Source organism: Streptomyces sp. NPDC102490 (assembly GCF_044765285.1).
Taxonomy (GTDB): domain Bacteria; phylum Actinomycetota; class Actinomycetes; order Streptomycetales; family Streptomycetaceae; genus Streptomyces.
Genome location: NZ_JBIWJU010000002.1, coordinates 670,693 through 688,805, shown reverse-complemented (window position 1 = coordinate 688,805; position 18,113 = coordinate 670,693). Strand labels below are relative to the sequence as shown.

Annotated in this window: 17 protein-coding genes and 2 pseudogenes; 7 read left to right on the top strand and 12 right to left on the bottom strand. The window is 71.0% G+C overall.

Annotated elements, in window-relative coordinates:
* Positions 1 to 2: 2 nt before the first annotated feature.
* Positions 3 to 200, bottom strand: a complete 198-nt coding sequence (locus ACIRGB_RS06600; protein ID WP_403859238.1) for a DUF397 domain-containing protein — start codon at positions 198 to 200, stop codon at positions 3 to 5.
* The gene (locus tag ACIRGB_RS06595) at positions 160 to 1,008 is read right to left on the bottom strand and encodes a helix-turn-helix transcriptional regulator (protein ID WP_403859236.1); all 849 of its coding nucleotides are present in this window, start codon (positions 1,006 to 1,008) and stop codon (positions 160 to 162) included. Before ACIRGB_RS06595 ends, ACIRGB_RS06600 begins: the two co-directional genes overlap by 41 nt.
* Positions 1,009 to 1,166: 158 nt before the next feature.
* On the opposite strand from ACIRGB_RS06595, the pseudogene ACIRGB_RS06590 reads away from it, so the two are divergent.
* Positions 1,167 to 1,445 (top strand): annotated as a pseudogene (locus ACIRGB_RS06590) (ATP-binding protein); the annotation flags it as partial.
* Positions 1,446 to 1,594: 149 nt separating this feature from the next.
* On the opposite strand, the gene ACIRGB_RS06585 reads toward ACIRGB_RS06590, so the two are convergent.
* Entirely contained in the window at positions 1,595 to 3,190 is a 1,596-nt protein-coding gene (locus ACIRGB_RS06585) for an MDR family MFS transporter (protein WP_403859234.1), read from the bottom strand.
* A gap of 148 nt (positions 3,191 to 3,338) precedes the next feature.
* Here ACIRGB_RS06585 and ACIRGB_RS06580 point away from each other — a divergent pair, with 148 nt between their 5' ends.
* The gene (locus ACIRGB_RS06580; protein ID WP_403859232.1) at positions 3,339 to 3,938 is read left to right on the top strand and encodes a TetR/AcrR family transcriptional regulator; all 600 of its coding nucleotides are present in this window, start codon (positions 3,339 to 3,341) and stop codon (positions 3,936 to 3,938) included.
* Between the two features lie 14 nt (positions 3,939 to 3,952).
* Here ACIRGB_RS06580 and ACIRGB_RS06575 read toward each other — a convergent pair whose 3' ends face one another.
* Positions 3,953 to 4,639, bottom strand: coding sequence for a M23 family metallopeptidase (locus tag ACIRGB_RS06575; protein WP_403859230.1), 687 nt, complete (start codon positions 4,637 to 4,639; stop codon positions 3,953 to 3,955).
* Positions 4,640 to 4,963: 324 nt separating this feature from the next.
* On the opposite strand from ACIRGB_RS06575, the pseudogene ACIRGB_RS06570 reads away from it, so the two are divergent.
* From ACIRGB_RS06570 to ACIRGB_RS06555, 4 genes and pseudogenes are all read left to right on the top strand, one after another.
* Positions 4,964 to 5,335, top strand: a pseudogene (locus ACIRGB_RS06570) (hypothetical protein); the annotation flags it as partial.
* Between the two features lie 43 nt (positions 5,336 to 5,378).
* Entirely contained in the window at positions 5,379 to 5,777 is a 399-nt protein-coding gene (locus ACIRGB_RS06565; RefSeq protein WP_403859228.1) for a hypothetical protein, read from the top strand.
* A 145-nt stretch (positions 5,778 to 5,922) separates the two neighbouring features.
* Entirely contained in the window at positions 5,923 to 6,570 is a 648-nt protein-coding gene (locus ACIRGB_RS06560) for an HAD family acid phosphatase (protein WP_403859226.1), read from the top strand.
* Between the two features lie 46 nt (positions 6,571 to 6,616).
* Positions 6,617 to 9,649, top strand: coding sequence for an NACHT domain-containing protein (locus ACIRGB_RS06555; protein ID WP_403859224.1), 3,033 nt, complete (start codon positions 6,617 to 6,619; stop codon positions 9,647 to 9,649).
* A gap of 91 nt (positions 9,650 to 9,740) precedes the next feature.
* Here ACIRGB_RS06555 and ACIRGB_RS06550 read toward each other — a convergent pair whose 3' ends face one another.
* Complete coding sequence (locus ACIRGB_RS06550; RefSeq protein ID WP_059302169.1) at positions 9,741 to 12,269, bottom strand: ATP-dependent Clp protease ATP-binding subunit; 2,529 nt, start codon at positions 12,267 to 12,269, stop codon at positions 9,741 to 9,743.
* 441 nt (positions 12,270 to 12,710) lie between these two features.
* On the opposite strand from ACIRGB_RS06550, the gene ACIRGB_RS06545 reads away from it, so the two are divergent.
* Entirely contained in the window at positions 12,711 to 13,472 is a 762-nt protein-coding gene (locus ACIRGB_RS06545; RefSeq protein WP_403859222.1) for an SCO3374 family protein, read from the top strand.
* Here the strand turns inward: ACIRGB_RS06545 and ACIRGB_RS06540 are convergent, their stop codons facing one another.
* The 7 genes from ACIRGB_RS06540 to nadC form a co-directional block, all read right to left on the bottom strand.
* Positions 13,473 to 13,808, bottom strand: a complete 336-nt coding sequence (locus ACIRGB_RS06540) for an Lsr2 family protein (RefSeq protein ID WP_003975458.1) — start codon at positions 13,806 to 13,808, stop codon at positions 13,473 to 13,475.
* A gap of 257 nt (positions 13,809 to 14,065) precedes the next feature.
* Positions 14,066 to 14,575, bottom strand: a complete 510-nt coding sequence (locus tag ACIRGB_RS06535; protein ID WP_030404798.1) for an amino-acid N-acetyltransferase — start codon at positions 14,573 to 14,575, stop codon at positions 14,066 to 14,068.
* Positions 14,576 to 14,584: 9 nt separating this feature from the next.
* Positions 14,585 to 14,959 carry a BlaI/MecI/CopY family transcriptional regulator gene (locus ACIRGB_RS06530; protein ID WP_403859219.1) on the bottom strand — a complete coding sequence of 125 codons (375 nt, stop codon included), beginning with the start codon at positions 14,957 to 14,959 and terminating at the stop codon, positions 14,585 to 14,587.
* 181 nt (positions 14,960 to 15,140) lie between these two features.
* On the bottom strand, positions 15,141 to 15,320 hold the full coding sequence (locus ACIRGB_RS06525) for a hypothetical protein (RefSeq protein ID WP_403859217.1): 180 nt from the start codon (positions 15,318 to 15,320) through the stop codon (positions 15,141 to 15,143).
* A gap of 23 nt (positions 15,321 to 15,343) precedes the next feature.
* Positions 15,344 to 15,964, bottom strand: coding sequence for a hypothetical protein (locus ACIRGB_RS06520; protein WP_403859215.1), 621 nt, complete (start codon positions 15,962 to 15,964; stop codon positions 15,344 to 15,346).
* A gap of 350 nt (positions 15,965 to 16,314) precedes the next feature.
* A complete protein-coding gene (locus ACIRGB_RS06515) occupies positions 16,315 to 17,112 on the bottom strand; it encodes a type III pantothenate kinase (protein ID WP_403859213.1) in 798 nt (265 codons plus the stop codon).
* A 6-nt stretch (positions 17,113 to 17,118) separates the two neighbouring features.
* Positions 17,119 to 18,108 carry a carboxylating nicotinate-nucleotide diphosphorylase gene (gene nadC, locus ACIRGB_RS06510; RefSeq protein WP_403859335.1) on the bottom strand — a complete coding sequence of 330 codons (990 nt, stop codon included), beginning with the start codon at positions 18,106 to 18,108 and terminating at the stop codon, positions 17,119 to 17,121.
* Positions 18,109 to 18,113 lie beyond the last annotated feature (5 nt).

The window sequence follows — 18,113 nt, the reverse complement described above, 5'->3', positions numbered from 1 at the left end:
GCCTACCGCAGTCCGTCGACGAAGGACTGCCAGGCATCGGCCCCGACGGTGACGACCGGACCGGCCGGGTTCTTGCTGTCCCGCACGGGGACGACGCCGGTGAGGCAGTTGTCGGCGACCTCGACGCATTCGCCGCCGGTGTTGCCGCTGTAACTGGACTTACGCCACTGGGTGTTCCTCGAGCTGGGAGCAGTCTCCATAGCGTTCCTCCATCACGCGGATGATCAGTTCGGCCGAATCCTCCACGGAGAGGGCGGCGGCCTGCAAGCGAGCGTAACGGAGCGCGGCTTCCCTGATGGTCTCCGGATTGGCCGTCATGTGACCGGAGATGACGTCTTCCGTATAGATGATGTCCGGGTCGTCGTCGAAGCGCATGGCGGTGAATGAACCGGCGAGGCTGGCATGCGCACCAGCCTCGTTCGGCAGCACCTGGACATGCATCCAGCGGTGACGTGAGAACTCCAACAGCCGGGCCAGTTGGCGCCGCATGACCTGGTGCCCACCGATCGGCCTGTGCAGCACCGCCTCGTCCAGCACCACCCAGGCCAACGGCGGCTGCTCACGCTCCAGAATGCGCTGGCGTTCCATCCGCGCGGCCAACAAGCCCTCCAAGTCGTCCGGCATGCCGGTGGCGAGGACCGCCCGCGCGTACTCCTCCGTCTGCAACAGGCCGTAGACCAACTGCGCCTGGTACGTCGAGATGTACGCCGCCTTCGCCTCCATCTCCGCGTACGGCTGGAACCACGTGGGGAGTTGGCTGCGCAGTACCAAACCGATCAGCCGGGAGAACAGACCGTCCGTGCCCAGCGCGGCGTCCACCCGCTCGGAGAAGTCCCGCGTCGGGACCTTCTTCGTGGTCTCGATCTGGCCGACCAGCGAGCCGGTGCAGAAGATGATGTCGCCGAGCTGGCCCTGTTTGAGGCCGTGCGCCTCGCGCTGGCGGCGCAGCTCCCAGCCGTAGTAGTCGAGCGGGGACGCGGTCGGGTCGAGGGACTGGATGTTGGCCACTGCGGCACCTCACTCCGGGACTACGGTCGGCAACACCTCTCGGCGTTCGTTTCTGTGCGTAGTCGAGCGTACGCACCGCGTCGCACAGTTGTGGCGTGAATCACGCAACCGGTCCGCAGGCGGCGGACGTTGAGAGCCAGTACCACGCCGACTTCGCCATGGGCGCGCACTCGGCCCGCCATCTGCGCCGCGTGCTGCGGCTGTACCTCGTGCGCTCGGGGCTGGCGGAGGTGTCCGACGCCGCCGAGCTGGCGCTCACGGAGCTGGTCGCCAACGTCGTACGGCACGTGCCCGGCCGCCGCTGCCGGGTGTGCTTCCTGCTCCGGCCGGGCGCGGTGCGGGTGGAGGTCGCCGACGACTGCCCGGACCTGCCGGTTCCCGGGAGGTCGGACGTGCTGGGTGAGGGCGGGCGCGGGCTGGTGATCGTCGCCGCGGTGGCCGACCGGTGGGGCGTCGCGCCGTCCGCGGACGGGCGGGGCAAGACGGTGTGGTTCGAGTGCGTCGGCGCAGCGGACAAGGCAGGCCCCCGGGTGGCCGAAGCCGTCCGGGGGCCTGCTGAGGGGGCGGGCGGTGGGCCGCCGCGAGGTCAGACCGTCTCGGCGACCGGTGCCTTCGCCGCGGCCGGGGCGTCGCCGTCGGCCGGTGCGTCGGCCGCCTTCGGGCCCGCGCCCTTGAGCGGGACCTCCGTCACGAAGACCGCCGCGACCAGCGCGAGCACGGCCACCGCGGAGCCGAGCAGGAACGCGCCGTGGGTGCCGGAGGACACCGCGTGCTGGTAGGCGTCGCGGACCGCGGCCGGGAGCGCCTCCAGCGCGTCCGCGGTCAGCGTCGCCGACTGCCCCGTCACCTGGGAGCCGCCCGAGGGGACCCGCTCGGCCATGACGTCCTGGACCCGGTGGTTGAACAGCGCGCCCATGATCGCGACGCCGAAGGAGGAGCCGAGGGTGCGGAACAGGGTGGTGGAGGAGGACGCGACGCCCATGTCCTTCATCTCCACGCTGTTCTGCGCCACCAGCATGGTGATCTGCATCAGGCAGCCCATGCCGAGGCCGACGACGGCCATGTACAGGCCGGAGGTGAAGCGGGTGGTGTCGGTGTCCATGGTCGACAGCAGGAACAGGCCGACCGTCATCAGCGCGCCGCCCGCCACCGGGAAGATCTTGTAGCGGCCGGTGCTGGTGGTGACCCGCCCGGCGACCATCGAGGTGACGAGCATCGCGCCCAGCATGGGCAGGAGCAGCAGTCCTGAGTTGGTGGCGGACGCGCCCTGCACGGCCTGCTGGTAGAGCGGCAGGAAGAGCGTGGCGCCGAACATCACGAAGCCGACGATGAAGCCGATGAGGGACATCAGCGTGAAGTTGCGGCTGCGGAAGATGTGCAGCGGCACGACCGGCTCCACGGCCTTGGTCTGCCAGAACACGAACCCGACCAGCGCGGCGACGCCGATGCCGATCAGCTCCATGATCCGCGCGGAGGTCCAGGCGTACTCGGTGCCGCCCCAGGTGGTGACGAGCACGATGGCGGTGATGCCTACGGTCAGCAGCCCGGCGCCCAGGTAGTCGATCCGGGCCTCGCTGCGCTTCTTCGGCAGGTGCAGCACGACGCTGATGGCGACCAGCGCGACCAGGCCGAGCGGCAGGTTGATGTAGAAGGACCAGCGCCAGCCCCAGTGGTCGGTGATGGTGCCGCCGACCAGCGGTCCGCCGATCATCGCCAGCGCCATGACGCCGGCCATCATGCCCTGGTACTTGCCGCGCTCCCTGGGCGGTATCAGGTCGCCGATGATCGCCATGACGCCGACCATCAGACCGCCGGCGCCCAGGCCCTGGACGGCGCGGAAGCCGATGAGCTGGCCCATGTCCTGGGCCATGCCGCTGAGCGCCGAACCGGCCAGGAAGATCACGATCGACGTCATGAAGACGCCCTTGCGCCCGTACATGTCGCCGAGCTTGCCCCACAGCGGGGTGGAGGCCGCGGTGGCGAGGGTGTAGGCGGTGACGACCCAGGAGAGGTGCTCCAGACCGCCCAGCTCGCCCACGATCGTCGGCATCGCGGTGCCGATGATCATGTTGTCGAGCATCGCGAGCATCATCGCGATCATGAGGGCGAGCAGGACGACCCGCACGCTCCTCGGCTGCTTTCCGGCGTCGGCCCCGGCCGCCGCCTCCGTTGTCTCGGCCATCTCTCCTACTCCCCCAGCTACCGCTGTGCCACTCGCCACTTACTTGCCGCCCGGCAAGCTGTCTACACTGGGGAAAGGTAGGCGCGTAACTAGCCGGGCGTCAAGTAAGTTTTTCGGAAAGTGCGCGGGGCAGGAGGTGCGTAGGAGGATGGGCGGCACAATGAACGGCAGCAAGCAGCAGCGACGCCGCGGGGACACCCGCCAGCGCATCCAGGACGTGGCGCTCGAACTCTTCGCGGAGCAGGGGTACGAGAAGACCTCCCTGCGCGAGATCGCCGAGCGTCTGGACGTGACCAAGGCCGCGCTCTACTACCACTTCAAGACCAAGGAAGAGATCCTCGTCAGCATCTTCGAGGACCTCTCCCGGCCGCTGGAGGACCTGATCGACTGGGGGCGGGAACAGCCGCAGACCCTGGAGACGAAGCAGGAAATCATCCGGCGCTACAGCCAGGCGCTGGCCGGCGCGACGCCGCTGTTCCGCTTCATGCAGGAGAACCAGGCGACGGTGCGGGACCTGCGCATCGGCGAGCTGTTCAAGACCCGGATGTTCGGCCTGCGCGACATCCTCATGGACCCGGAGGCGGACCTGACCGACCAGGTCCGCTGCGTCACGGCGCTGTTCACGCTGCACGCCGGGATGTTCGTGCTCCGGGACCTCGAAGGCGACCCCGAGGAACAGCGCGCTGCCGTTCTCGAGGTCGCCATCGATCTGATCACCCAGGCCCACCGCGGAGCCGCGGGCGCGTAGGGGGGTGCCGTCCGTCAGACGGTCACGCCCTTGCCGCGCAGGAAGGCGACCGGGTCCACGGCCGAGCCGTAGTTCGGGGTGGTGCGGATCTCGAAGTGCAGGTGCGGACCGCTGGAGTTACCGGTGTTGCCGGACTTGGCGATCGACTGGCCCGTCTTCACGATCTGGCCGATCTTGACGTTGATCTTGGACAGGTGCGCGTACTGGGAGTACGTGGCGTTGCCGTGCTTGATGACGATCGCGTTGCCGTAGGCGGGGCCGTCACCGGCGCCGTTGCCGCCGGCCTTGACCACGGTGCCGCCGTGGGCGGCGACGACGTTGGTGCCGATCGGCACGGCGAAGTCCTGGCCGCTGTGCTTGTGCGCCCACATGCCGCCGTTCTGGGCGAAGCTGGCGCTCAGCTCGTACTTCTTGACCGGGTCGACCCAGGAGGCGGCCTTCTTCTTGGTGGCCGTCTTCTTGGCGGTGGTGCTCTTCTTGGCGCTCGCGGCGGCCTTCTCGGCCTTCGCCACCTTGGCCTGCGCCGCGGCCTGGGCCTCTACGGCGCTCGCGGCGGCGTTGGTGCTGGGGGCCGCCGTGGTGCCGGTGGCGGCCGCGACCCCGGCTCCCAGTGCGACCGAGGCTCCGAGGCCGGCGGCCATCACCGCGGCGCGGGTGCGGAGGGTCGTACGGGAAGAACGGGACGTGACACGCGGGAACATTCGAACCTCATGGGGACGGGTGCAGAGGAATGCCCACCGGCGGGACGCATCAGGCGCTCACCGGACGGGCTCAACCTTGGTAACCCGGCGACCCCGAACCGCACAAAGGTGTGATCTACGACCCTATTTAGTACTTCAGCGCGAAACTTCATGAGTCGCGCCAGAGCGGCCATTTTGGACAAAACCAGCTCAGAGCCCCGGAAAGCCCCCGGTCGCCTGCTCCGGTATGTCCGTTTTCGTAGTTCTTGTGGCGGCCACTATTCCCCGTAGTACACCCCGATCGGCCTGTGCGGCACATCACCGGCCGCCCCGATCGAGGGGCCGGTGAATGTGACGGGGGCTACTCCCGTCCCGGCTAACCCGCCCCTCGGGGCCCGTGTCGCGTCCAGCGCGGTCGCGCCGCTCGTCCGCCGGCTCTTCGTCCGGGACGGGCCGGGAGCGGGGCTGGTGGACCGTCCGGTGCGGATATCGGCGCTGGTGTCCTTCCGGGGCGAGAAGCGGGACGTCACGCCCAAGGACGTCGACAAGATCGCCGGGGAGCTGGCCCGCCGGGCGCTGGCCGCGGCGGGGCCCGGCGAGGAGCCCGTCGACGCCGCCGAGGCCACGGCCGTCCAGGACGCCCTGGCCCGCACCCTCACCCGGCTCGGCGAGATCACCGTCGAGGACTACGAGGCCGTCGGGCTCGGCCCCGAGCGCTTCGCCCGCGCGCTGGGCGCGGGCGTGCCGCTGGCCCCGTACGGTGCTGCTGGAGCGGCTGCCGTCCCAGTCGGCCGAGGACGCCGGGTTCGAGGAGCGGTACGCGGACCACGTCACCGCCCGGTACGGCACGCTCACCATCTACGGACTGGACGCCGGGACGCAGGAGTGGCCGCTGGACACGGCGTATCTGAGCCTGGAGCTGGCGGCCCTGCGCGAGCTCGGCGGGCGTCCCCGCGTCCAGGTGGCCGGGGTGATGCGGGCCGAGGAGCTGCTCGCGGGGCTGCTCCCCGGCCGGCTGACCCACCTGTGGCTGAACGCGGAGCTGCCCGACACGGACGTCTCGTGGCTGACCGGCTTCCCCCGGCTGCGGGTGCTGCGGGTCAATCCCCGGCTGCCGCGGGTGCGGAACGTGCCGGACGGGGTGGAGATCACGGCATAGGCACGGACGCGGACGCGCGGACCGGAGAGCCGACTACCGCTCAGTAACCCAATCGTTGCCGTCCGGCCACTTGGCGGGGCCAGCATGCACGCGACAACTTTGTGCCGTCAGGCATCCGCGCAGGCATGAGAGGACCCCACCCCCCATGACCGACCAGACCGGACATACCCGGCGCACCTGGTGGCCGGCCGCGGGCACGGCCGCCGTGGTCGCGGCGGCGCTCACCGCGACCGTCACGCCGTCCGTCGCCGCCCCGGCCGAGACCCGGCCCGCGCCGGTCGCGGCCGCCGCGGCCGCCGACGTCGACTACGACACCTGGCAGCGGGACTGCCGGGCCGTGATGGCCGCGGCGCTGCCGCACCTGAAGGAGCGGATCGCCGACTCCGCACCCGGCGAGAAGCAGGCGATCGTCCTCGACATCGACAACACCTCCCTGGAGACCGACTTCGGCTTCCGCTACCCCCAGCCCGCCAACCGGCCGGTCCTGGAGGCCGCCGAGTACGCCCAGGAGCACGGCGTCGCCCTGTTCTTCGTGACCGCCCGCCCCGGCATCGTCGAGGCGCCCACGGAGTGGAACCTCGCCCACGCCGGGTACGCGTCCTCCGGGCTGTACGTCCGCGGCTTCCTCGACCTGTTCAAGGACGTCGCCGCGTACAAGACGGAACAGCGCGCCCGGATCGAGTCCCGGGGCTACACGATCATCGCGAACATCGGCAACAGCGCCACCGACCTGTCGGGCGGCCACGCCGAGAAGACGTTCAAGCTCCCGGACTACGACGGTCAGCTGTCCTGACGCCGCCCGATAGGCTCCCCTGGTCGACCGACCACGGGGGTGGCGCATGGAACCGGCGGTACTGGGTGGGAAACTGGCGTCCAGCCTGATCGCCCCACTGGTGAAGAAGCTCTTCGTCACGGGCGGCCCCGGCGCCGGACTGGTCGACCGGCCGGTCCGGCTGGACCGCCTGGTCTCCTTCCGGGGCGAGCGGCGCCACCTCGGCGAGGCGGAGGTGCGCAGGCTCGCCGGGCGGCTGGTCGGGGCGTCCCTGGACTCCCCCGGCGAGCCGCCCTTCCCCGCCGACGAGACGGAGGCCGTCACCGACGCCCTGACGGTCCGTCTGCTGGCCCTCGGCGACCTGGACATGGACGACGTGCAGGCGGTCCGGCTGGGCCACCAGGAGCTGGCCAAGCAACTTCAGGTCCGGGCACCCTCGGCCACCGCGGGTCTGTCCGCGGACGCCTGCTACTTCCTCGACTCGGTGACGGAGTGGGCCTGCCTGCACATCCTGGAGTTCTTCACCCGGCGCTCCACCTTCGTCGCCCGGACCCTGGTGGAGCAGGCCCGGTGGCACGCGGAGCTGATCGCCAAGGTCGACGAACTGATCGCCCGCGTGCCGCGCCCGGACGCCCGGGACACGGCCTTCGAGCGCCGCTACCTCCCCTACGTCGCCGACCGCCACAACCACCTCACCATCTACGGCATCGACCTCCGCGACTTCCCGGACCGGTGGCCCCTGGAGGTCGCCTACCTGAGCCTGGAGGCGACCGGCACCGAGGAACGCGCCGCCGCCCTGCCCGGGGAACACCCCGAGCCGGAGCGCACCGTGCGGCTGGCCGCCGAGGACGCCCTGCGCACCGACGCCCGCGTACTGCTGCGCGGCGACGCGGGCTCCGGCAAGACGACCCTGGTGCAGTGGCTGGCGGTGACCGCCGCGCGCAGCGGGGACCGGGTCCCGTACGTCCTGCCCCTGCGCACCCTGATCCGGGCGGGCGCGCTGCCTTCCCCGGCGGCCTTCCTCACCGCGGTCGGCTGCCCGCTCGCCCCGCCGGACGGCTGGGCGGAGCGGGTGCTGAGCGCCGGCCGGGGCCTGGTCCTGGTCGACGGCCTGGACGAGATCCCCGCCGCCGACCGGCACCGCACCCGCGACTGGCTCCTCGCCCTCATCCGCGCCTTCCCGGGCAACCGCTGGCTGCTCACCTCCCGCCCCACCGCCGTACGCCCGGACTGGCTGGCCACCGAGGGCTTCAGGGAACTGACCCTCACCCCGATGCGCCGCTCCGACGTCACCACCTTCGTACGGCGCTGGCACACGGCGGCCGACGCCCCCGAGTACGAGGCGAAGCTGCTGGACGCCCTGCGCACCAAGCGGGACCTGGCCCGGCTCGCCACCAACCCCCTGATGTGCGGCCTGATCTGCGCCCTGCACCGGGAACGGCGGGGCTACCTCCCCACCGGCCGCAAGGAGTTGTACGACGCCGCCCTGACGATGCTGCTGGCCCGCCGGGACCGGGAGCGGGGCATGGGGACGGTGGAGCTGAGCGAGGAGGCCCAACTGGAGCTGCTCCAGCGGCTGGCGTACGCGCTGGTGCTGAGCGGGCGCACGGAGATGGCGGAGGGGACCGCCGAGGGCATCGTGGAGCGCGCGCTGCCGTCGGTGGCCTCGGCGGCGGGGCAGGGCGACGCGGCGACGGTCCTGCGGGCGCTGGTGCTGCGCAGCGGGCTGCTTCGGCGCCCCGGAGAGGGCACCCTGGACTTCGTGCACCGCACGTTCCAGGACTACCTGGGGGCGCGGTACGCGGTCGAGGAGGGGCACCTCGACGTCCTCGCGGGGCGCGCGGGCGACACGCAGTGGGAGGACGTCATCCGCATGGCGGTGGCCCACGCCCGCCCCGGCGAGCGGGCGGTGCTGCTGCGGCGCCTGCTGGCGGAGGACACCCCTCGACTGACCCTCCTCGCCCTGGCCTGCCTGGAGCACGCGACCGCCCTGGACCCGGCGGTGCGGGCGGAGGTGGAGGCGCGGGCGGGGGCGCTGGTTCCGCCGGGATCGACGGAGGACGCGAAGGCGCTGGCGGAGGCGGGGCCGCTGGTGCTGGAGCTGCTGCCGGGCCCGGAGGGTCTGACCGACGCGGAGGCGCACGGGGTGACGGTGGCGGCGTCCCTGCTGGCCGAGCGGGAACCCGGCGGCGCGCTTGCCGTGCTGCGCAGGTTCCGCGACCACCCCTCGCTGGACGTACGCCGGCAACTGGTCGGGACCTGGGACCGGTTCGAGACGCGGGAGTACGCGACGGAGATCCTGGACCATCTGGACCGGACCGACCTGTTCCTGAGGTGTGACACCCCGGCCCAGCGCGAGGCGGTCGCCACCATGCGGCCATGGAGCCGGCTCACGTTCCACGGACCCCACCGCATCGAACAGATCCTCGACTCCCTGGTGGACCCGGGGGCGGTCACCTCACTCCAGCTCATCGAGAACCCCGAGGTGACCGAACTGGACGAGCTGGCGGCCTTCACCTCCCTGCGGACATTGCTGCTCAACTGCGCCTCCGCCCGGAGGCTGGAGCAGTTGGCGCAGCTGTCGCTCACCGACCTTCTGATCACCGGTGCCGGCGACCTCGGCGGCCTCCCGGAGCTGTCCTCAGTGCGTCAGCTGTCGTTGGCGCAGCGGCTGACCGGGGCCCGGCTGACCGACGCCCTGCCAACGGCGGCACCGCTGCGGTATCTCTACCTCGGCGGGGAGGCCACCGCCGAAACCGGTCTGCGCGGGCTCACCCACTGGACGACGCTCAGGGCGCTGTTCCTGGCCCCGACCGCACCGCTCACCGCCGAGGACTGGGCGGAGGTGCGAGAGCTGCCCCAGCTCAACATCCTGCTCCTCCACGGCTCCCTCTTCCCGGACCGCCTGGGGCCGATGCCGCCCCTTCCGGGCGTCCTCGACCTCGATCTCATCGGCCTCACCGGGGACGAGGACCTGTCGCTGCTCGCCTCACGCCTCCCCGGCGTGGAAACGGTCAACCTCACCGTCGCCACCGGCGCCTCCTTGGACGCCTCCCGGATCGCCGCCCTCTTCCCCCGAGCCCGGGTGGCCGTGGACTGACGGACCGCACACCGGGGCGCCGGCACGACGAAGGGGGCTGCCCCGGGACCGAAGTCCCGGGGCAGCCCCCTTCCAGGCTCACCCCGGAGGGCTACGCCTCCTTGCTCAGGTTCGGACCCGCGCCGCCCCCGGCCGCCTGCTCGATCGGCGGGACGTCGGGGAGGGTCGACTTCTCCTCACCCCGGAAGGTGAAGGTCGCCGTGTCGCCCTCGCCCTCGGTGTCCACGACCACGATGTGACCGGGACGCAGCTCGCCGAAGAGGATCTTCTCCGACAGCGAGTCCTCGACCTCGCGCTGGATCGTGCGGCGCAGCGGACGCGCACCCAGCACCGGGTCGTAGCCCCGCTTGGACAGCAGCTCCTTGGCGGACTGGGACAGCTCGATGCCCATGTCCCGGTCCTTGAGGCGCTCGTCGACCTTCTGGATCATCAGGTCGACGATCTGCAGGATGTCGTCCTGGCTGAGCTGCGGGAAGACGACCACGTCGTCGACACGGTTGAGGAACTCGGGCCGGAAGTGCTGCTTCAGCTCGTCCTGGACCTTGTTCTTCATGCGCTCGTAGTTGGACTTCGTGTCACCCGCGGCGGCGAAGCCGAGGTTGAAGCCCTTGGAGATGTCCCGGGTGCCGAGGTTGGTCGTCATGATGATGACCGTGTTCTTGAAGTCCACGACCCGGCCCTGGGAGTCGGTCAGGCGACCGTCCTCCAGGATCTGCAGCAGCGAGTTGAAGATGTCCGGGTGGGCCTTCTCGACCTCGTCGAAGAGGACGACCGAGAACGGCTTGCGGCGGACCTTCTCCGTCAGCTGGCCGCCCTCCTCGTAGCCCACGTAGCCGGGGGGCGAACCGAAGAGGCGCGAGACCGTGTGCTTCTCGCTGAACTCCGACATGTCGAGGGAGATCAGCGCGTCCTCGTCACCGAAGAGGAACTCCGCCAGGGCCTTGGACAGCTCGGTCTTACCGACACCGGACGGACCGGCGAAGATGAACGAGCCACCGGGACGCTTCGGGTCCTTCAGACCGGCACGGGTACGGCGGATCGCCTTGGAGAGCGCCTTGACGGCGTCCTTCTGGCCGATGACCCGCTTGTGGAGCTCGTCCTCCATGCGCAGCAGGCGGGAGGACTCCTCCTCCGTGAGCTTGAAGACCGGGATGCCCGTCGCCGTGGCGAGGACCTCGGCGATCAGCTCGCCGTCGACCTCGGCGACGACGTCCATGTCGCCGGCCTTCCACTCCTTCTCCCGCTTGGCCTTGGCGGCCAGCAGCTGCTTCTCCTTGTCGCGCAGGGAAGCGGCCTTCTCGAAGTCCTGCGAGTCGATCGCGGACTCCTTGTCGCGGCGGACACCGGCGATCTTCTCGTCGAACTCGCGCAGGTCCGGCGGCGCGGTCATCCGGCGGATGCGCATCCGGGAACCGGCCTCGTCGATCAGGTCGATCGCCTTGTCCGGCAGGAAGCGGTCCGAGATGTAGCGGTCGGCGAGCGTCGCCGCCTGGACCAGCGCCTCGTCCGTGATGGAGACGCGGTGGTGGGCCTCGTAGCGGTCGCGCAGACCCTTGAGGATCTCGATCGTGTGCGGCAGCGACGGCTCCGCGACCTGGATGGGCTGGAAGCGGCGCTCCAGGGCCGCGTCCTTCTCCAGGTGCTTGCGGTACTCGTCCAGCGTGGTCGCACCGATGGTCTGGAGCTCACCGCGGGCCAGCATCGGCTTGAGGATGCTCGCGGCGTCGATGGCGCCCTCGGCGGCACCCGCACCGACCAGCGTGTGCAGCTCGTCGATGAACAGGATGATGTCGCCGCGGGTGCGGATCTCCTTGAGCACCTTCTTCAGGCGCTCCTCGAAGTCACCGCGGTACCGGGAGCCGGCGACCAGGGCGCCGAGGTCCAGGGTGTAGAGGTGCTTGTCCTTGAGGGTCTCGGGCACCTCGCCCTTGACGATGGCCTGCGCGAGGCCCTCGACGACGGCGGTCTTGCCGACGCCGGGCTCACCGATGAGCACCGGGTTGTTCTTCGTACGGCGGGACAGCACCTGCATGACCCGCTCGATCTCCTTCTCGCGCCCGATGACCGGGTCGAGCTTGGACTCACGAGCGGCCTGGGTGAGGTTCCGGCCGAACTGGTCGAGGACCAGGGACGTGGAGGGGGTGCCCTCCGCAGGACCGCCGGCGGTGGCGGTCTCCTTGCCCTGGTAACCGGAGAGCAGCTGGATGACCTGCTGCCGCACCCGGTTCAGATCTGCGCCCAGCTTGACCAGGACCTGGGCGGCGACGCCCTCGCCCTCGCGGATCAGGCCGAGCAGGATGTGCTCCGTGCCGATGTAGTTGTGACCCAGCTGGAGGGCCTCGCGGAGCGACAGCTCCAGGACCTTCTTGGCACGGGGGGTGAAGGGGATGTGGCCGGAGGGGGCCTGCTGGCCCTGGCCGATGATCTCCTCCACCTGCTGGCGGACCGCCTCGAGCGAAATCCCGAGGCTCTCAAGGGCCTTGGCGGCGACACCCTCACCCTCGTGGATCAGGCCCAGGAGGATGTGCTCGGTGCCGATGTAGTTGTGGTTGAGCATCCGGGCTTCTTCCTGAGCCAGGACGACAACCCGCCGCGCGCGGTCGGTGAACCTCTCGAACATCGTTAATCGCTCCTCAGAGCGGTCAGGCAGTAAGGGGAACTTCCCCTCCCTGTCCTTCCGCAGCTTAGTCCCGCAAGCGGGGACCGCTCATTCCAACTGCCGACACCGTCGATGGCCTCCTGACCCCTGACGCCGACATCTGCCACAACCCGATGGTGCGAGACGATGTTCCCGCAGGCCAGGCACTTACCCCACTCGCCAGTACGCCGATGGCGAACGCGAGACGGCCCGATCTGCATGTCGCCCCCTCCCACTAGGGATGTCTTACCCGCTGGGACGGACACTCCATGCCGCGCGCACCGGTTCCCTCCGCTACGGGCGAACAACCTTGCGCCTCCCCGCACCCCCGCACGCCCCCTCTTGCCGCCTTCGTCCAGCACTCTGCGCATTCGGATTGCCACCCAGCGTAACCCGATGGCTCTTGGGACGGTTGCACTTGGCATGGTTGGCGCCCCGCACCCGGTCCCCGTCACTCCCGCGTCCTTCGTCGTGCCGTCGCCCCGCCGGCCCACCGGGCACGGCGGTCCGGCGCGGGAGCGGGTGCGGTGGTGGTACGAGAGCGCGCTCGGGTGGCCGACGGCGCCCGGGGAGCCGGTGCGGCTGCGCACCGGCGTCCGCTTCGACGTCCTCGACGTGCCGGCCGGCGCGGGGTACGCGACGCTCGAGCGGCTCGACCGGTTGGAGCGGCCGGACCGGCTGAACCCGCTGGACCGGATGGCGTGCGCCGAGCGGTCCGGACAGGGCGGTGCGGGTGCGCCGGTGCCGGGGTTCCCGGTGGCCGTCCGGGGCGGGCGGATGCTGCTGCTCGTGGCCGCTGGGGCCGCGGAGGAGCTGCCCGGGCTGCTGGAGTGGCTGGAGTGGGGCTCGCTGGCGCTCGACCTCACGGCGGTCGGGGCGGACGGCCTGGTGGACGCGCCCCTGGTCCCGGAGCCCGGCCCGGCCGGGCTGCCGCCGCGTCCCCCGGAGCGCGACGGCCTGCGCGGGGCCGCCGTCTGGCTGCGGCCCCCGGAGCCGGGATACGAGGTGGAGTCCTCGCTGCCGGCGCTGTCGGTCCCCGGACGTGCCGGGACCGCCCTCGATCTCGCCCGGCTGGTCCACACGCTGGCCACGCAGTGCCACCGCGTCCGGCTCACCGCGAGCGGCCCGCCTCGGGCGCGGCCCGTGGCGCGGCCCGTGGTGCGGCCCGTGGTGCGGGTCGAGTGATCAGCCGTTGGCCTGCTCGTACGCCTCACGGACCTTCGCCGGGACACGGCCGCGGTCGTTGACGTCCCAGCCGTTCTCCTTCGCCCAGGCGCGGATCGCCGCGGTGTCCTGGCTGCCGCCGGAAGCGGCACGCGCCTTGCCGCGACCGCCCGAGGCACGGCCACCGGTACGACGGCCACCCTTCAGGTACGGGTCGAGAAGACCGCGGAGCTTGTCCGCGTTGGCGGTGGTGAGGTCGATCTCGTAGGTCTTGCCGTCCAGTGCGAACGTCACGGTCTCGTCTGCCTCGCCGCCGTCGAGGTCGTCGACAAGAAGGACCTGAACCTTCTGTGCCACCGGATTTCCTTTCATCGATAACTTGAGGGCCGGGAGTCCGCCGGCGTCCGCCGTATCGCCGCCCCTTGTTATATGCAGTACTGCACTACGCCGGAAAGCAAACCGCTTTTGCCGGAAAAACACAAACCCCCGACGGAGACCGGTAGCCCGGCTCCGGGCCGGAAACGTGCGCGTTTCGGACATAGGGAACCCCGTGAAGGGCATGACGGTGGAATAAACCTCGAAGGGCCGTGGACGCCTGGCGCGCTGCCCGGCGATCACAGATGCAGAAGCATCCGACTGTTGCCCAAGGTGTTCGGTTTCACTCGTTCGAGCCCCAGGAACTCCGCAACGCCCTCGTCATAGGAACGCAGGAGCTCCGCGTACACATCGGTGTCGACCGGTGTCTCCCCGATCTCCACGAAGCCGTGCTTGCCGAAGAAGTCCACTTCGAAGGTCAGACAGAAAACGCGGCGAACACCGAGCCAGCGCGCCGTGTCCAGCAACTTCTCCAGCAGCTTGTGGCCGACGCCCGCGCCCTTCAGACCGGGCTTCACGGCGAGAGTCCGGACTTCCGCGAGGTCTTCCCACATCACGTGCAGCGCGCCGCAGCCGACCACCTCGGCGTTGTCGTCCCGTTCGGCGACCCAGAACTCCTGGATGCTCTCGTAAAGCGTCACCATCGCTTTGTCGAGCAGGATGCGGTCACGGACGTACGCGTCGAGGAGCCGGCGTACGTCGGGGACATCGCTGGTGCGGGCCCGCCGGACGCTGATGGCATTTGGCATGGGGGGACGCTATCGCTCGCCGCCGTCCGGTACCGCGCCGGGTCCCGGTGCGGGGGTTTCCGGTGCCTGCACGATGCGGATGGCGTCTCCGAGTGCCTGGCGCTGTTCCTCGCTCATCATGCCGAAGAAGGCGACGAGGGCGGCGGCGGGGTTGTCGCTCTGGGACCAGGCGTCGTTCATGAGGGCGGCGGCGTAGGCGGCGCGAGTGGAGACCGCCTCATATCGATAGGCCCGGCCTTCGGACTCGCGGCGCACCCAGCCCTTCTGATGGAGATTGTCCAAAACGGTCATCACGGTGGTGTACGCGATGGACCGTTCCTGTTGCAGGTCTTCCAGGACTTCTCGAACGGTCACGGGGCGGTTCCACTTCCACACCCTCGTCATGACCGCGTCTTCGAGTTCTCCCAATGGGCGAGGCACGCTTCGAACGATAGTGGGAGATCGGGGCGATCGCGTGCCGGACGTGCGTTTTCGCCGGAAAACGGTCACGAAAGGGGCGTACGGCTCCTGAGGAGGAGCCGTACGGGGGGGCTGGCGGGCCGTGGGTGTGTGCCGTGTGTGGCGGTCAGACCTTGGGGTGCGGGGACGCCTGGCGGGTGCCCTCCGCCCGCGCGAGGGCGGCGTCGACGACCGCGTCCTCCTTGGCCTTGTTGGCGCCGCCCTGGGTCTTCACAATCACCCGGATCAGGCCGATGAAGAAGACGGCCATCACGACCGGGGGCAGGAGCGCGGAGACGTAGTCCATGGGACCAGGGTAGCCAGGCGCCGTCAGCCGGCCGCGAGGTGGTGCCGGGAGCCCGGGGCGGGGGGTGCCGGCGGGGCGGGCTTGCGGCGGGGGAAGACCTCGCCGGGGGTGGGGACGGGGCGCTTGGGGGTGGCGGGGGCGGGCTGGGGGGCGGGCGGCTTCGGGGCGGGCTTCTGCGCGGGGTCCTTGTCCGACTGCCGGCCGCCGGGGAGGGCGTGGAGGCGGGTGCGCGCGGCGGGGAGCGTGACCGTGGGCGTCGTCGTGGCCGCCGTGGGTGTTTCGGGGCGGCAGCGGGCCAGGAGGGTGGCCGCGGCGGGGTTGCCGCGCAGGGCGCCCAGGGCGGCGAGGTCGTCCGCGCCGGGGCGGTGGCCGGCGCTCAGCGCCTCGTCCAGGAGCGCGAGGTAGCCGGTGGCGGTGCCGGGAAGGGCGGCGCGGTACCGGGCCAGGTCGGCCACCAGGAAGGCGCGCAGCCTGGCCCCCTCCCGCATCGCCTCGTCGAGCGATTCTGCGAGCCGGAGGCAGTCCTGGGCCTCCTGGGCCGAGACCGGGCTGGGGTTCAGGGCGAGGGCGAGGGCTCGCCGGAGCACGCGCAGCTCCTGAGCACCGAACGCCATGCCGCCGCGGGGTCCGTAGGGCGTGGGCATGCGGCGACGATACGCGCTAATCAGACAAACTCCGCATAGGGGGCAAGGGTGTGGCGTGCGTGCCCACCCGGATGCGGGTGCGTGGGGGTGCGCGTTGCGCGGTGCGTTGTCTGGGGGTCGGGGCCGCGCCGGGGGGTGTCCGTCCTCGGAACGGCGCGGAATCGGTCGGCCACAGAACTCACCGGCGCGGACGCGCCAACCGCTGCGGGCGGACACCCCCCGACACGACCCCTTCTCGCCGTACGCGGCTGCGGGCAGTCGTGCCGCTGGGGCGGCACGGGTGGGCGCAGCGGCACCCCGCTACGCGGGGCTCGCGACCCACCCCCGCGGCCACACCCACGCCGGGTCACCTACATGCGGGACACGTTTCGTTCGTACACCAGCCGCAATCCCATCAGCGTCAGCCACGGCTCGTGCTCGTCGATGACCGACGACTCGCCCAGCACCATCGGCGCCAGTCCGCCCGTCGCGATGACCGTCACGTCGTCCGGGTCGTCGGCCAGCTCGCGGGCCATGCGGTGGACGACGCCGTCGACCTGGCCGGCGAAGCCGTACACGATGCCGGACTGCATCGCCTCGACCGTGTTCTTGCCGATCACGCTCCGCGGCCGGGCCACCTCGATCTTGCGGAGCTGGGCGCCCTTGACGCCCAGTGCCTCGACCGAGATCTCGATGCCGGGGGCGATGACGCCGCCGACGTACTCCCCGCGCGCGCTGACCGCGTCGAACGTCGTCGCCGTGCCGAAGTCCACGACGATCGCCGGGCCGCCGTACAGCTCGACCGCGGCGACCGCGTTGATGATGCGGTCGGCGCCGACCTCCTTGGGGTGGTCGGTGAGGATCGGGACGCCGGTCTTGACGCCCGGTTCGACCAGGACCGCGGGGACGTCGCCGTAGTAGCGGCGGGTGACCTCGCGCAGCTCGTGCAGGACGGAGGGGACCGTCGCGCAGATGGCGATGCCGTCGATGCCGTCGCCCAGCTCGTCGCCGAGCAGCGGGTGCATGCCCATCAGGCCCTGGAGGAGGACCGCCAGCTCGTCGGCCGTGCGGCGCGAGTCGGTGGAGATGCGCCAGTGCTCGACGATGTCCTCGCCGTCGAAGAGGCCGAGGACGGTGTGCGTGTTGCCTACGTCGATCGTCAGCAGCATGGGGCTCTACTCCGCCGCTCGCAGGTCCAGGCCGATGTCCAGGATCGGGGAGCTGTGGGTGAGGGCGCCCACGGCCAGGTAGTCGACGCCCGTGGCCGCGTACGCCTGGGCGTTGGTGAGGGTCAGGCGGCCCGACGCCTCCAGCGCGGCCCGGCCGGCGACCAGGGCGACGGCCTCCTCGCACTCGTCCGGGGTGAAGTTGTCCAGGAGGATCAGGTCGGCGCCCGCGTCCAGGACCTCGCGGAGCTGGTGCAGGGTGTCGACCTCGACCTCGATGGGCACGTCGGGGAAGCTCTCGCGCACGGCGTTGAAGGCCTCGGCGACGCCGCCCGCGGCGACCACGTGGTTGTCCTTGACCAGGGCCGCGTCCGAGAGGGACATGCGGTGGTTGACGCCGCCGCCGCAGCGGACCGCGAACTTCTCCAGGCTGCGCAGGCCCGGCGTCGTCTTGCGGGTGTCGCGGACCTTGGCCTTCGTGCCCTCCAGGGCGTCCGCCCACGCGCGCGTGGCCGACGCGATGCCCGACATGCGGCACAGGAGGTTCAGCGCGCTGCGTTCGGCGGTCAGGAGGTCGCGGGTGCGGGTGGTGACGGAGAGCAGCTTCTGGTCCGCCTCCACGCGGTCGCCGTCCTCGACGTGGCGCTCCACCTCGAACTCGTCGGTGCAGACGATCGACAGCACCGCCTCGGCGACCCTGAGGCCCGCCACGACGCCCGCCTCGCGCGCGGTGAAGTCGGCGGTCGCCACGGCGTCCTCGGGGATGGTCGCGACGGTCGTCACGTCCACGCCGTCCGCCAGGTCCTCCTGGATGGCGACGTTCGCGATGTCCTCGACCTCGACCGGGTCGAGTCCGGAGTCCAGCAGCAGCGCCGCGAGGGCCGGGTCGAGGCCGCACTCCAGGTAGGTGTCTTCCTCGGTGTCCGCGCCGCAGGCGCAGCCGTCGCCGCAGCCCCCGGTGGAGGCGAGGGGGAGTTCGTTGGGGTCGGAGGGGTTCACTGCTG

What these genes read in the sequence shown, in the direction of transcription:
- ACIRGB_RS06545 (WP_403859222.1), top strand. Translation starts at nt 12,711, where the DNA reads ATGGTTGGCGCCCCGCACCCGGTCCCCGTCACTCCCGCGTCCTTCGTC.
- ACIRGB_RS06530 (WP_403859219.1), bottom strand. Translation starts at nt 14,959, where the DNA reads ATGACGAGGGTGTGGAAGTGGAACCGCCCCGTGACCGTTCGAGAAGTC.
- ACIRGB_RS06585 (WP_403859234.1), bottom strand. Translation starts at nt 3,190, where the DNA reads ATGGCCGAGACAACGGAGGCGGCGGCCGGGGCCGACGCCGGAAAGCAG.
- ACIRGB_RS06555 (WP_403859224.1), top strand. Translation starts at nt 6,617, where the DNA reads ATGGAACCGGCGGTACTGGGTGGGAAACTGGCGTCCAGCCTGATCGCC.
- ACIRGB_RS06600 (WP_403859238.1), bottom strand. Translation starts at nt 200, where the DNA reads ATGGAGACTGCTCCCAGCTCGAGGAACACCCAGTGGCGTAAGTCCAGT.
- ACIRGB_RS06550 (WP_059302169.1), bottom strand. Translation starts at nt 12,269, where the DNA reads ATGTTCGAGAGGTTCACCGACCGCGCGCGGCGGGTTGTCGTCCTGGCT.
- ACIRGB_RS06580 (WP_403859232.1), top strand. Translation starts at nt 3,339, where the DNA reads ATGGGCGGCACAATGAACGGCAGCAAGCAGCAGCGACGCCGCGGGGAC.
- ACIRGB_RS06535 (WP_030404798.1), bottom strand. Translation starts at nt 14,575, where the DNA reads ATGCCAAATGCCATCAGCGTCCGGCGGGCCCGCACCAGCGATGTCCCC.
- ACIRGB_RS06575 (WP_403859230.1), bottom strand. Translation starts at nt 4,639, where the DNA reads ATGTTCCCGCGTGTCACGTCCCGTTCTTCCCGTACGACCCTCCGCACC.
- ACIRGB_RS06520 (WP_403859215.1), bottom strand. Translation starts at nt 15,964, where the DNA reads ATGCCCACGCCCTACGGACCCCGCGGCGGCATGGCGTTCGGTGCTCAG.
- ACIRGB_RS06515 (WP_403859213.1), bottom strand. Translation starts at nt 17,112, where the DNA reads ATGCTGCTGACGATCGACGTAGGCAACACGCACACCGTCCTCGGCCTC.
- ACIRGB_RS06560 (WP_403859226.1), top strand. Translation starts at nt 5,923, where the DNA reads ATGACCGACCAGACCGGACATACCCGGCGCACCTGGTGGCCGGCCGCG.
- ACIRGB_RS06525 (WP_403859217.1), bottom strand. Translation starts at nt 15,320, where the DNA reads ATGGACTACGTCTCCGCGCTCCTGCCCCCGGTCGTGATGGCCGTCTTC.